Origin of the sequence: Enterococcus sp. FR204 (assembly GCF_031143325.1) — a bacterium.
GTDB lineage: Bacteria > Bacillota > Bacilli > Lactobacillales > Enterococcaceae > Enterococcus_B > Enterococcus_B faecium.
Genome location: NZ_JAKZIW010000010.1, coordinates 51,313 through 64,299, shown reverse-complemented (window position 1 = coordinate 64,299; position 12,987 = coordinate 51,313). Strand labels below are relative to the sequence as shown.

Here is a 12,987-nt window from a genome sequence, read left to right as displayed (position 1 = left end):
GCAAAGGGTGACGTTATGAAAAGGACACGTGTACTATACTTGGAAGTCGCAGATAAAATTAAAGAAGATATTTTCTCAGGAAAATATCCAGTCGGTTCGATGTTGCCGACAGAAAGTGAATTAGAAGAACTGTTTCAAGTCAGCAAAATCACTGTCCGAAAGGCAATCGAACTGCTGGCATCAGATGAATATGTCGAAAAGAAAAGTGGTCGTGGGACGACGGTTCTAAGCAATCGTCCTTACAATCGATTATCCAAAGCGGCAAGCTTTACGCAAATCTTGGAGAACTCCCGATATGAAGTCCGGAAAGAAACGCTGGATTTGCAATTGGTCCATATAAAGAAGGAAGATCCTTTGTTTTCCTTTTTCGGTGAGCAAGCTGTTTGTTTTAAGCGCTTATATTATTTGAACAATCAGCCTTATATTTATTTTGTCCATTATCTTCCACAAGAAATGATGCAATTCAGCAGAGAAGAATTTGGCAAAGAATCTTTGTATCGTTTGCTGACGAAAAAAGGATATACTATTGACTCATTTTCTGATGATTTCTCGGCAGTATTTTTAACAGAAGAAGAACAAGGAATTCTGAAAACAGACGCACAGATCGGCATCAAACGGATACGGAAATCGTCTACGCAAATTGGGGAAATGATTGAATATTCGGAGGCGGTCTACCATACGGATCTGCATCCTTACCATATTGATTATGAAACATAAATAAAAAAAGAGGTTGTGAAAAAGCTGCCCTGCATCAAGTACTAAGAACAGCCAAACAAAAATAGCTTCTCATATTTTTCGTTTGGTTAGGCTTATTACCGCAGATGTAAGCTTTTGAACACCGTTTACCAAGAGGTCGTGAGCTTGCCCTTCAGCTCCGAGTCACAAGGAACAATTTCAAAAAACAGCTATTCATGTTTTTGAATTGGTTGGACTTATTACCGCAGATACACGGCTGTTTCTGGATTACCATTTATTCTGGATAAGGGGGTGTGGCACGACTTTTGTCATATCTCCTTTTCTTTCTAAAAAGAAAACAGCAAAAGAAGGAGAGATTGTTAGAAAAGCGTTTACAATTCACGGAGAAGTGTGTTACTATTCACTTGTAAACATTATAATGTTATAAAAGGAGAAAGAAGATGGATAAATTTATAGGAATTATCGAACAAAAAATCATGCCCGTAGCCAATCGTATTGGTACTCAGCGACATATGACTGCCATTAGAAAAGGAATCATTGCCACTATGCCACTGACAATCGTAGGATCATTTTTTACAATTTTACTGAACATCCCAATTGAATCGATTGCAGCAGTCATTGAGCCATACCGTGAGATATTAGATATTCCTTTTCGCTATACTGTTGGTATCCTTGCTCTTTATGCGACATTTGGGATAGCTTCTTCTTTGGCGAAAAGCTATCGACTCGATTCCCTAACAGCAGGTATCTTGGCATTAATGTCTTTTCTGATCGTAGCAGCTCCTCCTACACGTATTTTAGAAGATATGGGGGAAGTCACAGCCGGACGTTACATTAACATTGCTAATCTAGGATCGGGCTCATTATTTGGAGCTATCGTGACAGCAATTATTTCAGTAGAAATTTACCGGTTTTTTATTGAGAAAAAAATAACCATCAGAATGCCAGATGGTGTACCGCCGGAAGTAACAAATTCTTTTGTGGCATTGATACCAGGAGCAGTTATCTTGATTTTCTTTTGGATCATCCGCCATATGCTTGGGTTCGATTTAAATGGATTCTTGAGTCAACTACTTATGCCTTTAAAAGGTGTATTAGCGGGTAACAGCTTGTTTGGCGGTCTTTTGACTGTCTTCCTGATTTGTTTCTTCTGGGTATTAGGAATCCATGGCCCAGCGATCATGGGTCCGGTTATTCGTCCGTTTTGGGATATTTCGATTGCTGAAAATATTGATGCGTTTAATGCAGGGACAAGTGCTAACGCCATGCCGAATATTTTCACTGAACAATTTCTACAATGGTTCGTTTGGATTGGCGGAGCAGGAACCACTCTTGCGTTAGTCGTCTTATTCATGTTTTCTAAATCCAAGTATTTAAAAAGCTTAGGACGTTTGTCCATTCTGCCGGGTTTGTTCAATATTAATGAACCAATGATTTTTGGTGCACCAGTAGTGATGAACCCAGTTTTAGGAATTCCATTTATTCTTGCACCTCTTGTGACGACGACTCTGTCTTATATTCTCACTGTCAGTGGTGTCGTGCCAATGATGGTTGCGCGTCTGCCATTTGCGATGCCTGCGCCGATTGCTGCTTGGATGAGCACGAACTGGAGTATTGCAGCAGGATTATTGGTTATTGGTAATTTCTTGATTACTTTGGCTATTTATTATCCATTCTTCAAAGTGTTTGAAAAACAGCAATTAGCCAGAGAAGCAGAGGAGCAAGCGAAAGAGCAAGCAGATCTCACTCTGACAGATGGCGTCACCGAAGAACGACTATAATTGAAAAGAAAGAAGAGAACAAATCATGAAACGTTCATTAGGCATTTCCCTTTATCCAGACCACAGTGATCTTCAAAAAGATCGTGAGTATATCGAAACAGCCCATCAATACGGATTCAGCAGGATTTTTATGAGTATGCTTGAAATCTCGGAAGATCCGAAAGTTGTTCAGAAAAAATTCCAGCAATTGATCTTTTTTGCAAAAAAGAGAGGATTTGAAACGATATTAGATGTTTCGCCCGCTATTTTTGAACAACTGAATATTTCTTATGACGATTTAGGATTCTTCCATAAATTAGGAGCAGATGGTATTCGTTTAGACTTAGGATTTGATGGAAAAAAAGAAGCACTTTTGACTTTTAATCCTTATCAATTGGCCATCGAGTTGAATATGAGTAACGATGTCGCTTATCTAGAAAATATCTTGACACATCAGGCGAATACATCTTTTCTATATGGCTGTCACAATTTTTATCCGCAAGAAGGAACCGGTTTACCGTATCATTTTTTCCAATCTAGTAGTGAACGATTCAAAAAAAACGGTATTCGAACGGCAGCCTTCATTACCTCACAATCAGGTACAATCGGACCATGGGATATCAATGATGGACTGCCTACTTTAGAAATGCATCGCCATTTCTCTGTAGAAACAGCAGCTAAGCATTTGTTTGCCACAAATCTAATTGATGATATAATTATTGGAAACGCATACGCAAGTGAAGAAGAATTGAAGTCATTAGGGCATTTGGATCGTTACCAGACTGTTTTTAGGGTCGAGTTTGTTGCAAATATAAATGAGGTGGAACGGCAAATCGTATTGGAAGAGCAGCATGTTCGTCGAGGGGACATCACAGATCAAGTGATACGATCAACGGAAGTTCGAAAAAAATATCAAAAATATGAAAACAAAGCACATGATACCGAGTTTGAATTTGTCGTAGGAGATGTTGTCGTTGGAAATGACCGTTTTGGCAAATATAAAAACGAGCTGCAAATCGTTTTAGAGCCCCACAGTGATCCACGAAAGAATAAAGTAGGGCATATTATTCAAGAAGAATTGATCTTGCTGCCATTCATTCATCCATGGTCTAAATTCAAATTTATAGAAAAGTAGGAATGATTATGTATGATTTAGTCATTAAAAATGCAAGAAAGCTTAACGGGATGACCTTCGATATCGGGATAACCAAAGGAAAGATCTGCGAAATTGCACCTCTCATCACAAAAAAAGCTCGTCAGAAAATCAGCTTGACCCCTCAGCAATATTTGTCGGCTGGTTGGATCGACGATCATGTTCATTGTTTTGAAGAAATGACCCTGTATTATGATTATCCAGATCAAATTGGCGTGAATAAAGGTGTGGCAACAGTCATCGATGCGGGGACGACTGGGACAGAAAACATTGCTGATTTTTATGAACATGCCAAACAGGCAAAAACAAATGTCTATGCGCTTTTGAATATCTCAAAATGGGGAATCATTGCACAAGATGAACTAGCAGACCTAAACAAGATCCAAGCTGATATGGTAAAGCAAAAAATCAAGGAAATGCCGGATTTCATTATTGGTCTCAAAGCACGGATGAGCAAGAGCGTAGTGGGTCAAAACGGCATCACTCCGCTACAGCTAGCAAAAAGGATACAAAAAGAAAACCATCAGCTTCCTTTGATGGTTCATATCGGTTCTGCTCCGCCAAATTTGTTGGATATTTTAGCTTTACTGGAATCAGGAGATATTATGACTCATTGTTTCAATGGAAAAACAAACGGGATCTTGGAACAGGAAACGAAAAAAATCAAACAAATAGCTGTAGAAGCAAAAAATCGAGGAATCATCTTCGATATTGGACACGGGACGGATAGTTTTAATTTCCAAGTTGCAGAAACCGCCTATCACCAAGGGATAAAAGCAGATACGATCAGCACAGACATCTATATTCGTAATCGTAAAAACGGTCCAGTCTACGATTTGGCCACAACAATGGAAAAATTGCGGCTTGTCGGATATACGTGGGAAGAAATCATCGAAAAGGTGACGGAAGTTCCAGCACAGAATTTTCACTTGAAGACGAAGGGACAAATCAAAGAAGGCTTTGACGCTGATTTTACTGTTTTTGAATTGATCGAACAATCTAAGGAACTAATCGATTCCAATGGAGAGAAAAGACAGTCAAATCAGCAAATCAAACCAGTACAAACGATTATCGGAGGAAAAAGTTATGCATGCGAATCATGAGAAATTTCAGCTGAAAAAAGTAATCAATGCTTCAGGAAGAATGACGATTCTAGGAGTCTCGACCCTCTCAGAGACAGTTCTTGACGCGCAACGTTTTGGCGGCCAGCATTTTTTTGAGATGGAAGAATTAAGTATTCAAACAGGAAAATATTTAGCCGATTTGTTAGAAGTAGAAGATGTCCAGATCGTTTCATCCGCATCTGCAGGAATCGCTCAATCGGTAGCTGCTGTTATAGGTAAAGGAGAACTATATCCCCTTTATCATCCTTATGCAGAATCCATCAAAAAACGACAAATCATTTTGCCAAAAGGACACAATGTAGATTACGGCACGGCTGTGGAAATCATGGTACAGCAAGGAGGCGGTCAGGTAGTCGAAGCAGGTTACGCTAATATGTGTACGCCGGAACAGATCGAAATGATGATCACAGAAGAAACAGCAGGGATTCTCTATATAAAAAGCCATCACACGGTACAAAAAAGTATGCTTGACGTGTCAGAGGCAGCACAGATTGCCAAAAAGCACCAGCTTCCGTTAATCGTTGATGCTGCGGCAGAAGAAGATCTGAAAAAATATGTGCAGTTGGGCGCTGATCTAGTTATTTATTCAGGGGCAAAAGCGATCGAAGGACCAAGCGCCGGAATGGTGATTGGAAAAAAAACTTATGTTTCATGGGTTCGGATGCAATCAAAAGGAATCGGACGTTCCATGAAAATCGGAAAGGAAAATATTTTCGGTTTTGTCCAAGCAGTGGAAGACTATTTGAATAAAGGCAGTGAGTCTGGCCTTACAATGAAAGAAAGACTACAACCGTTCATCGAACAACTCAATCAGATCGATCATTTGGAAGCTAAAATCGTTCAAGATAGCGCAGGTCGAGAAATCTATCGAGCAAGTGTGAAAGTTTCAGGAGATCAATCAGCTAAACAAGTGATTAAAGCATTGAAAGAAAAAAATCCTGCCATCTATACAAGAGAATACCAGGCAAACAACGGCATCATTGAATTTGATATCCGTTCCGTCAATCAACAGGAGATGGAGAAAATCATCGATCGCTTAAAAGAAATCTTGAAGAACTAGGAGAGAAAAAGGAATGAGATTAAGTCCCAATTATTTAAAAGATAAGATATGTCTAAATGTGTTAGCAAATTCTGTAGAAAACGCAAAAGAATGCTATGAGGCAGCAGAAGGCCATATCGTTTTAGGTGTACTTTCAAAGAACTTTTCTGACGACGAAACAGCTATTGCAGAAATGAAAAAATACCAGCAAGCAACAAATAACGCCTTGTCCATCGGTCTAGGCGCGGGAGACCCAAACCAGAGCCAGATGGTCACTCGTTTAGCCGAAGTATTGCAGCCTCAGCATGTCAATCAAGTATTTACAGGAGTAGGAGCTTCCAGAGCAGTATTGAAACAGACAGAAACGGTCATCAACGGTTTGGTTTCTCCCGCGGGTAAAGAAGGGTACGTAAACATCGCAACTGGTCCTTTAAGTTCACAAGGACCTGCAGGAGTCGTGACACTTGAAACAGCTATTCGATTGTTGAAAGATATGGGCGGCAGCTCAATCAAATATTTTCCTATGAAGGGACTTGCTCATATCAAAGAATATAAATCCTTAGCAGAAGCTTGTGCTGCCAATGATTTTTATTTAGAGCCAACTGGTGGAATCGACCTTGATAATGTGGAAGAAATCGTACGGATCGCAATAGACGCAGGAGTGAAAAAGGTCATCCCTCATGTATATAGTGCAATTATCGACAAGGATACAGGTAATACACGCCCAGAAGAGGTACGCCAACTGTTGCAATTGATGAAAAAAATCGTGGAATAAGGTGAGAAGAATGAAAATTGGTGCATTTGGGGAAGTCATGCTGCGACTCACGCCTCCAGAACATTTGATGCTGGAACAAACCCATACCTTACGCATGGCTTACACAGGGACTGGCGTAAATCTAGTAGGGAACCTTGCCCATTTTGGTGTTGAAAGTTATTTACTGACGGCTCTGCCAGACAATCGTCTAGGAAAAGCAGCACTCACTAATTTGAACGGACTAGGTATCCAAACGAAGTATGTGATCCATCAATATCAACACATCGGGACTTATTTTGCAGAAATGGGGTATGGTGTCCGTCCGACAGAAGTCACTTATCAAAACCGAAAACATAGCTCATTTGGTTTATCTGTAATAGAGGATTACGACTGTGCAGCATTTATTGATGAGATCGATTTGATCCATATCTGCGGGATCAGTTTAAGCTTATCTGATGAGACGGCTGAAACAGCTATCCAGTTAGCAGAACAAGCACATAAAGCAGGGAAAAAAGTTTGTTTTGATTTCAATTATCGTCCTAGTTTGAATCAAGAAGATGGAAAAAAAGAACAGATGAAGAAGCGTTATCATTCAATGTTACCTTATTGCGACATCTTGTTTGGCTCAGTTAGAGATCTGACAGAACTGGTGCAGTGGGAGGAAACAGACAATGTAGAAAACGAACATGATCCTATTTCTTATATCCAGTCCTTTATGAATCACTACGATATCCAGTGGTTTGCTGGGACGAGGCGAGAAAGTGTGGATGGAAGAAAACAGTTAAGTGGTTACTTGATCACACAACAAGAAGCAGAGAAAACAACAGTTTATCCCTTGGATGTACTTGATCGAATCGGGGCAGGAGATGCATTTGCTGCTGGAATCTTACTCGGTTTCTCTGAGAAGTGGTCCTTACAGAAGACCGTTTATTTTGCCTTAGGAAATGCTCGATTAGCTCATTCGATCCAAGGAGATGTTCCGTTAACGACAAGAGTACAAGTCGAGCGTCTGCTGAATGATCCTGAAACAGACTTGATCCGTTAAGTATACCAATCAGACAAGGTGAAAAACTATCTTACATCGAGTATCAAAAAAGCTCATGACGAATTTTGGTCATGGGTTTTTTCTTTTATTTGAGTCTTTGCAAATAAAAAATCATATAACGAAGAGTACAGAAAAAGAGACATGACACATGAGGTCCGTAACCATAAAATTTTACACTAGGTATGCTGGAAGATTCTAAGAAAACACTCGAGAAGGTTTGATACTATCTTACTAAAATAGGAAAAAGTCAAATTTCCCCCTGTTAGATTTTTGATATACACCGATACAGATAACAAACCAACTTATTTGTAAACTTAAACAAAATTTATGGGTAATTAATGTTTGATAGTTACAATGAGGACTATAAAAATTATCGAGGTGGATAAATGGAATGATTTAAAGTATCGTAAGCTTAGAATATACTTATCAACACACATATCTTACGGGGAGATTTAAGTCTGCCATCAAATAAACGCAGAGAACTATGATGAAATCATTGAAAGTGTTAAAATTCCCTTTTTGAATAGAAAACCATTTGAAACAATCCATGTAAGATATAAAATTCTTAATTAAAAGAGGAGAAAAAATGAAAAATAAAAAAAAGAAACTCAAAGGAATGAAAGCAAATGATCTTTTAGTAGGTATTTTGGTTGTTATTGTATTCATTATGCTAGTTCTAAGACATACAATATTCAAAAACAGCCAATTTGATTTTCTTCCGCTGATTTCATTTATTGTTGTATTAGGGATTCTTATTGTTAGTTTCATAAACGTAGAACCTTCGAAAAAACATGAGGTATTCGTTGAAAAGGGCCTGGGATTTGGGTATACTATCAATCCTAGAAATCTGTTTGGACTGTTTCTCTATATTATTTTGCTAGTAGCAACTATATTGCCTTACTTTATATAAAGTAAGCTTTTAAGTCTCCAAAAATTGTAAATCATTTATTAATAAGAGCATACAAAACTCAACCATGTAGATATATAGCGTATGTAATCTAAAGAAATCAATTTAAAGATAAACGTAAAGTATGACGCTAAGAGGGAACTGTGACAAAAGTCTTGTCGCAGTTCCTTTTTCCGAATAAACGGAGTTCAAAAGCTTGCATCTGCGGTAATAAGCTCAACCAAACGTAAAATATGAGGAACTATTTTTGTTTGGCTGTTCTTATTACTTGATGCAGGGCAGCTTTTTCACAACCTCTGATACACGGTGTTCCAGAAGTAACTTCTTCGAAAAATAAGCCGAAATTTCACAAAAATTTGAAAAGCAATTTTCGTAAATTCCTTCTTATTTCTTGAAGCTACCCACTTCTGTCACAACCTCCATCCATTATGAAAGGAGAACACTGCAAGCAGAACTACGGTCTTCTGTATGATTCAAAGAGATGTCGATTTTCAAAGTTGAAACATAATCTAAAAAATAAATATCTCTATTATCTAAATGTTCCTGTTCGATTCCTTGTTGGATTCTAAAGTCAATAGCTAATAAACTGCAATTTGTTTCCATGATCCCCAGTGACGCTTCGAATATAATATAAATTGTTCCTTTCTTTAACCTAGGGAGTGTGATTGGATTTTTTGCATATGACTGACAATATATTTTGCTTTTTGAGTTGTTTTCTACATAAAATAGGTGAAATTCTATTGTTTTTTCTTTTCGAACATAAATCGAGTTAACAACATTGGTTTTTAACATTTCAAGATGATCTTTATAGATTTTGGAAATAGGGATCTCATTTACATCTACCATTTCTTTTAATGTAGTTAATGGTTTTTTTCTTTTTTCACGCAGTGTATTTTTTCTTTATATTTTTCAAAAAGAAAATCCGTATCTAACAATATTCCTTTTCAAATAAGTATATGGATCTGGTCAATATAACTTACATAAGGATTGTTAAATAGTAGTTTGGTAATAATCGTTTTTTAGTAACGTAGCAAATATTCCCTAAAAATTAATAGCTGTTTGCTATGGTGGTAATAAACTCAAAGATCTATAACACAGGATCATTCAATTTGTAATGATTATATTTCGAAAAGGCTTCTATCTTATCGAAAATGCTATCTACGTCAGCTGTTGCTAAATCCTGATAAGGGATGGAAAGCCCATTTTTTTTGATCTCATCATTCATATAAGCTTGATCCATTTCATTGTACATAATCAAATCAGCTTGGGGAATATCAGTAGTAATATCGTAGCTAATGATTGAAAGGTCCCATTCGGGTTCAACTTTTATACGTAATTGTTCCTGAAGCTTCTTTGATCTACTCCAGATCATACCGGCTCCGCTACTCTTAAGAATTCCCCCTCTTGTGTTTACCGAATAAATCCATACCAGCTTTTTCATACCTTTCACTCCTTAATACTTTTATTGTGTCTATATAATATAAGTAATGTAGTATATACTTTAATACTCTTGAACTTGATAGTTATCTTCAGTTAGCAGAGAAGATCATTATCTGTTCGTTTAACCTAATCATAGACCACTCTTGGAAATAATCAAGTGGTTCGTATACCAGTATACTTTTTCAACATACTGAGTTGAGTACTGACTAGCTATAAATCACTAATTCTATAATTTCATTAACAATAGTAGCTTTAGGGAGCTTAAGACGTATCTCTTGAAGTTTCTTGCGAATAAATTTTTTATAAACTGTGAGGGGAGCTAACAAAATGGCTAAACACACGACACTTTTCCTTGTTTACGGTGTTTGCATAAGATTTGCTTAAGAGGAGAAAAATTGTTATGTAGCAAAAAAAGCAGGTCCTTATCAGTAGCGCTTTGACTTAAGGTGTAGCCAAGAATCAGGAAAAGGATTGGCTAAAAAAGTATGATCACCAGAAGTTTTGGATGAATGAAATGCCGTACCTCTCATCTTGAGACTGTTAGAAGAAAGAAAAAAAGAGAAGGGGCACTAGAAACAAGTGTATTTCGTGAATGGATCGTAAAAGAATAAGAAATATTGTTTTTACAAAAACCTGACCGAAAAACAGTACACATTTTCGTATTTTTTCGTTTTTTCTTGACTACTGATGGCGCTATCAGTATCATAAATGGCAGATAGACACAGCCAAATAAAAAAAGGCACCTCTGCTTCTAGTGGCAGCTAGAAGCAGAGACCTTGAAAAGTCATCACACGTGACCGTCCAAGTTTGCCATAGTCAATGTAAATACATCAACCTTGTTTATTGTATCGAATCTAAAAGGAGAAATCTACCCTTTAGAGGAGAAATTTTAACAAAATGTATGCGTTTTATTTGCTGAGCAAAAGGTATTGGACGTTTGTGTTCAATACCTTTTTTGTCTGAACATACACCTGAAGATAAAACTGCTCTGTTAGAAGATCTCTTGTGCTTTTAATAGAGCTACAGTCAGCAGAATCGGTCAGTGTAAAAAGATGTTTTTTCGTCAAAGGAACTAGCCTTTGCGTATCTTATTATGGAAGCAGATTTTATTTGGCTGTTTTCTATCGCTGAAAGGAGAGGAGCAACCGATGCAAGTGATCGCTATTTTGAATCACAATGCTATCATTGCGAAATCAGAGGAAGGGGAGTGGGTGTTGATCAAAAAAGGAATAGGCTTTGGACGCAAGATCGGGGATCCAATCAATGAAAGAGATGTGGAAAGTGTCTATCAAAAAATTTAAAAATCGGGGAGTCACTGTTCAACAGGCTTGACCCATTTCGCTTCAGCGGAATGCGTCAAGCCTGTTTTTTTGAAGGGAGGAAATACCGCTGGAATTGACTCAAGTCATTTATGAAGAGTTGCTGATCATTCAGTCAAAAGCACAAACGAAACGCCAAATCTTAAAAGAATTAACAAAACGTATGACAGATAAAGGCGTAATAACTGATACAGAAAGTTTCTTGGATGATGTCTATCAAAGAGAAGCAGAAGGAGCAACAGGAATCGGACAAGGAATTGCTATCCCTCATGGTAAATCACCAAGTGTCCGGCAGACAGTGATCGCAGCTGCTACTTTAGCTGATCCGATTCCATGGGAAACATTAGATGATCGTCCTGTAGAAATCGTGATTTTATTTGCTGTACAAGAAGGTGACAAAAATAAAGGGCATCTTCAGCTTTTGCAAAAGATTGCCGTACTTTTGGCAAGAGAGAGGTTTATCAAAGAACTGAAAAAAGCTGCTTCAATCGAGGAATTATATATATTATTGACACAAAATGACTAGGAGGAATGATGACTTATGTTAGTAACAGGAAAAGAAATACTAGCCGTAGCGAAAGAGAGAAGCTTTGCCGTTCCTGCCTTTAATGCAGGTTCTGGGCAATTATTGAACGCAGTGATAGAAGCTTGTGAAGAAGCAGAATCTCCTGTTATGATTGCAATCCATCCAGAAGAACTGAAATTTTTGGCAGACAGTTTCATCGCTCAAGTGAAATATGCAGCTGAGCAGACAGATATTCCCGTATGTATCCATTTAGACCATGGTGATGAATTCAAACAAATTATTCATGCCATCCGCTTAGGTTTTACTTCTGTTATGATCGATGCATCCCATCAATCGTATGAAACAAATGTCATGTTATCTAAAAAAATAGTAGAAGCTGCTCACGCTGTTGGTATTTCTGTAGAGGCCGAGCTGGGGACGATCGGAGACACAGGTAATACTGTAGAAGGCGGTGTCAGCGAGATTATTTATACGGATCCGTTAACAGCACAAGCATTCATTGAGGAGACCGGAATCGACAGTTTAGCGATCGCTATTGGAACAGCCCACGGGATCTATCCTAAAGAACTCAAACCCAAGCTTCGCTTCGATATTTTAGAATCGATTCGATCATTGACTACTATTCCTTTAGTCCTTCATGGAGGATCAAACAATCCAGATGAGGAGATTCGTCAGGCAGTAGAATTAGGAATAAATAAAATCAATATTTCCAGTGATATCAAAATGGCATTCGCAGAAAAACTCCGAGATATCTTGAACTCAGGAGATTTAGAGATACGTGAACCGAATATGCTGTTTCCGCCTTGTATGGAAGCTGCAAAACAGGTTGCTTTAGATAAAATTTATTTATTCCAATCAGATGGCAAAGCAAAATACTATATGTGAGGGGGCAACAAAATGAAAATCGTAGGAATCGCAGCTTGTACCGCGGGGATTGCACACACGTATATCGCAAAGGAAAAACTGCTTCAAGCAGCAGAGAGCCTTGGACATGAAATCTGGATTGAGACACAAGGTCTTGCTGGAACACAAGAGCCACTAGAGCAAAAGTGCATTGCTGCTGCAGATGTCGTGCTTATTGCAGCAGATATCAAGGTAAACGGAAAAGAGCGTTTTCGTGGAAAAAAAGTAGTCGAGGTACCAACTAGTTTAGTTGTCAAATCTCCGAGAAAGCTGATCGAAAAATTAGAAGAGATGCTGAATGAAAGAATGGAAGGGGAATAA

The 12,987-nt window shown here is 38.1% G+C and carries 14 protein-coding genes; 12 read left to right on the top strand and 2 right to left on the bottom strand.

From position 1 onward, the window contains the following. Positions 1 to 15: 15 nt before the first annotated feature. The 8 genes from RG571_RS04390 (at position 16) to RG571_RS04355 (ending at position 8,481) form a co-directional block, all read left to right on the top strand. Positions 16 to 717 (top strand): GntR family transcriptional regulator, encoded by a 702-nt coding sequence (locus RG571_RS04390; RefSeq protein WP_002339067.1) that lies wholly within the window; start codon positions 16 to 18, stop codon positions 715 to 717. A 419-nt stretch (positions 718 to 1,136) separates the two neighbouring features. Beyond that, positions 1,137 to 2,477: a PTS sugar transporter subunit IIC gene (locus tag RG571_RS04385; RefSeq protein WP_002339066.1), complete on the top strand. Its 1,341-nt coding sequence runs from the start codon at positions 1,137 to 1,139 to the stop codon at positions 2,475 to 2,477. 25 nt (positions 2,478 to 2,502) lie between these two features. After that, a complete protein-coding gene (locus tag RG571_RS04380; protein ID WP_002339065.1) occupies positions 2,503 to 3,591 on the top strand; it encodes a DUF871 domain-containing protein in 1,089 nt (362 codons plus the stop codon). 8 nt (positions 3,592 to 3,599) lie between these two features. Further along, positions 3,600 to 4,712 (top strand): amidohydrolase/deacetylase family metallohydrolase, encoded by a 1,113-nt coding sequence (locus RG571_RS04375; RefSeq protein ID WP_002339064.1) that lies wholly within the window; start codon positions 3,600 to 3,602, stop codon positions 4,710 to 4,712. Beyond that, on the top strand, positions 4,696 to 5,793 hold the full coding sequence (locus tag RG571_RS04370; protein ID WP_002339063.1) for a DgaE family pyridoxal phosphate-dependent ammonia lyase: 1,098 nt from the start codon (positions 4,696 to 4,698) through the stop codon (positions 5,791 to 5,793). The genes RG571_RS04375 and RG571_RS04370 overlap by 17 nt, the downstream gene beginning before the upstream one ends. A 13-nt stretch (positions 5,794 to 5,806) precedes the next feature. Further along, a complete protein-coding gene (locus RG571_RS04365; RefSeq protein WP_308947777.1) occupies positions 5,807 to 6,547 on the top strand; it encodes a KDGP aldolase family protein in 741 nt (246 codons plus the stop codon). 10 nt (positions 6,548 to 6,557) lie between these two features. After that, positions 6,558 to 7,571: a sugar kinase gene (locus RG571_RS04360; protein WP_002291132.1), complete on the top strand. Its 1,014-nt coding sequence runs from the start codon at positions 6,558 to 6,560 to the stop codon at positions 7,569 to 7,571. 586 nt (positions 7,572 to 8,157) lie between these two features. Beyond that, on the top strand, positions 8,158 to 8,481 hold the full coding sequence (locus tag RG571_RS04355) for a hypothetical protein (RefSeq protein ID WP_086324531.1): 324 nt from the start codon (positions 8,158 to 8,160) through the stop codon (positions 8,479 to 8,481). A 423-nt stretch (positions 8,482 to 8,904) separates the two neighbouring features. Here the strand turns inward: RG571_RS04355 and RG571_RS04350 are convergent, their stop codons facing one another. Both RG571_RS04350 and RG571_RS04345 read right to left on the bottom strand, forming a co-directional pair. Further along, positions 8,905 to 9,081 (bottom strand): hypothetical protein, encoded by a 177-nt coding sequence (locus tag RG571_RS04350; protein ID WP_227413391.1) that lies wholly within the window; start codon positions 9,079 to 9,081, stop codon positions 8,905 to 8,907. Positions 9,082 to 9,565: 484 nt separating this feature from the next. Continuing rightward, positions 9,566 to 9,919, bottom strand: a complete 354-nt coding sequence (locus RG571_RS04345; protein ID WP_002306073.1) for a hypothetical protein — start codon at positions 9,917 to 9,919, stop codon at positions 9,566 to 9,568. A gap of 1,078 nt (positions 9,920 to 10,997) precedes the next feature. On the opposite strand from RG571_RS04345, the gene RG571_RS04340 reads away from it, so the two are divergent. From RG571_RS04340 to RG571_RS04325, 4 genes are all read left to right on the top strand, one after another. Beyond that, positions 10,998 to 11,219, top strand: a complete 222-nt coding sequence (locus RG571_RS04340) for a CAT RNA binding domain-containing protein (RefSeq protein WP_016628078.1) — start codon at positions 10,998 to 11,000, stop codon at positions 11,217 to 11,219. 94 nt (positions 11,220 to 11,313) lie between these two features. Next, positions 11,314 to 11,763: a PTS sugar transporter subunit IIA gene (locus RG571_RS04335; protein ID WP_002339059.1), complete on the top strand. Its 450-nt coding sequence runs from the start codon at positions 11,314 to 11,316 to the stop codon at positions 11,761 to 11,763. A gap of 15 nt (positions 11,764 to 11,778) precedes the next feature. Then, positions 11,779 to 12,648, top strand: a complete 870-nt coding sequence (locus RG571_RS04330; RefSeq protein ID WP_002339058.1) for a ketose-bisphosphate aldolase — start codon at positions 11,779 to 11,781, stop codon at positions 12,646 to 12,648. Positions 12,649 to 12,660: 12 nt separating this feature from the next. Then, positions 12,661 to 12,987, top strand: a complete 327-nt coding sequence (locus RG571_RS04325; RefSeq protein WP_002293612.1) for a PTS fructose transporter subunit IIB — start codon at positions 12,661 to 12,663, stop codon at positions 12,985 to 12,987.

Coding starts and splice junctions, on each gene's coding strand:
- RG571_RS04375 (WP_002339064.1), top strand. CDS start 3,600: ATGTATGATTTAGTCATTAAAAATGCAAGAAAGCTTAACGGGATGACC.
- RG571_RS04330 (WP_002339058.1), top strand. CDS start 11,779: ATGTTAGTAACAGGAAAAGAAATACTAGCCGTAGCGAAAGAGAGAAGC.
- RG571_RS04390 (WP_002339067.1), top strand. CDS start 16: ATGAAAAGGACACGTGTACTATACTTGGAAGTCGCAGATAAAATTAAA.
- RG571_RS04385 (WP_002339066.1), top strand. CDS start 1,137: ATGGATAAATTTATAGGAATTATCGAACAAAAAATCATGCCCGTAGCC.
- RG571_RS04370 (WP_002339063.1), top strand. CDS start 4,696: ATGCATGCGAATCATGAGAAATTTCAGCTGAAAAAAGTAATCAATGCT.
- RG571_RS04345 (WP_002306073.1), bottom strand. CDS start 9,919: ATGAAAAAGCTGGTATGGATTTATTCGGTAAACACAAGAGGGGGAATT.
- RG571_RS04350 (WP_227413391.1), bottom strand. CDS start 9,081: ATGGAAACAAATTGCAGTTTATTAGCTATTGACTTTAGAATCCAACAA.
- RG571_RS04380 (WP_002339065.1), top strand. CDS start 2,503: ATGAAACGTTCATTAGGCATTTCCCTTTATCCAGACCACAGTGATCTT.
- RG571_RS04365 (WP_308947777.1), top strand. CDS start 5,807: ATGAGATTAAGTCCCAATTATTTAAAAGATAAGATATGTCTAAATGTG.
- RG571_RS04355 (WP_086324531.1), top strand. CDS start 8,158: ATGAAAAATAAAAAAAAGAAACTCAAAGGAATGAAAGCAAATGATCTT.
- RG571_RS04360 (WP_002291132.1), top strand. CDS start 6,558: ATGAAAATTGGTGCATTTGGGGAAGTCATGCTGCGACTCACGCCTCCA.
- RG571_RS04325 (WP_002293612.1), top strand. CDS start 12,661: ATGAAAATCGTAGGAATCGCAGCTTGTACCGCGGGGATTGCACACACG.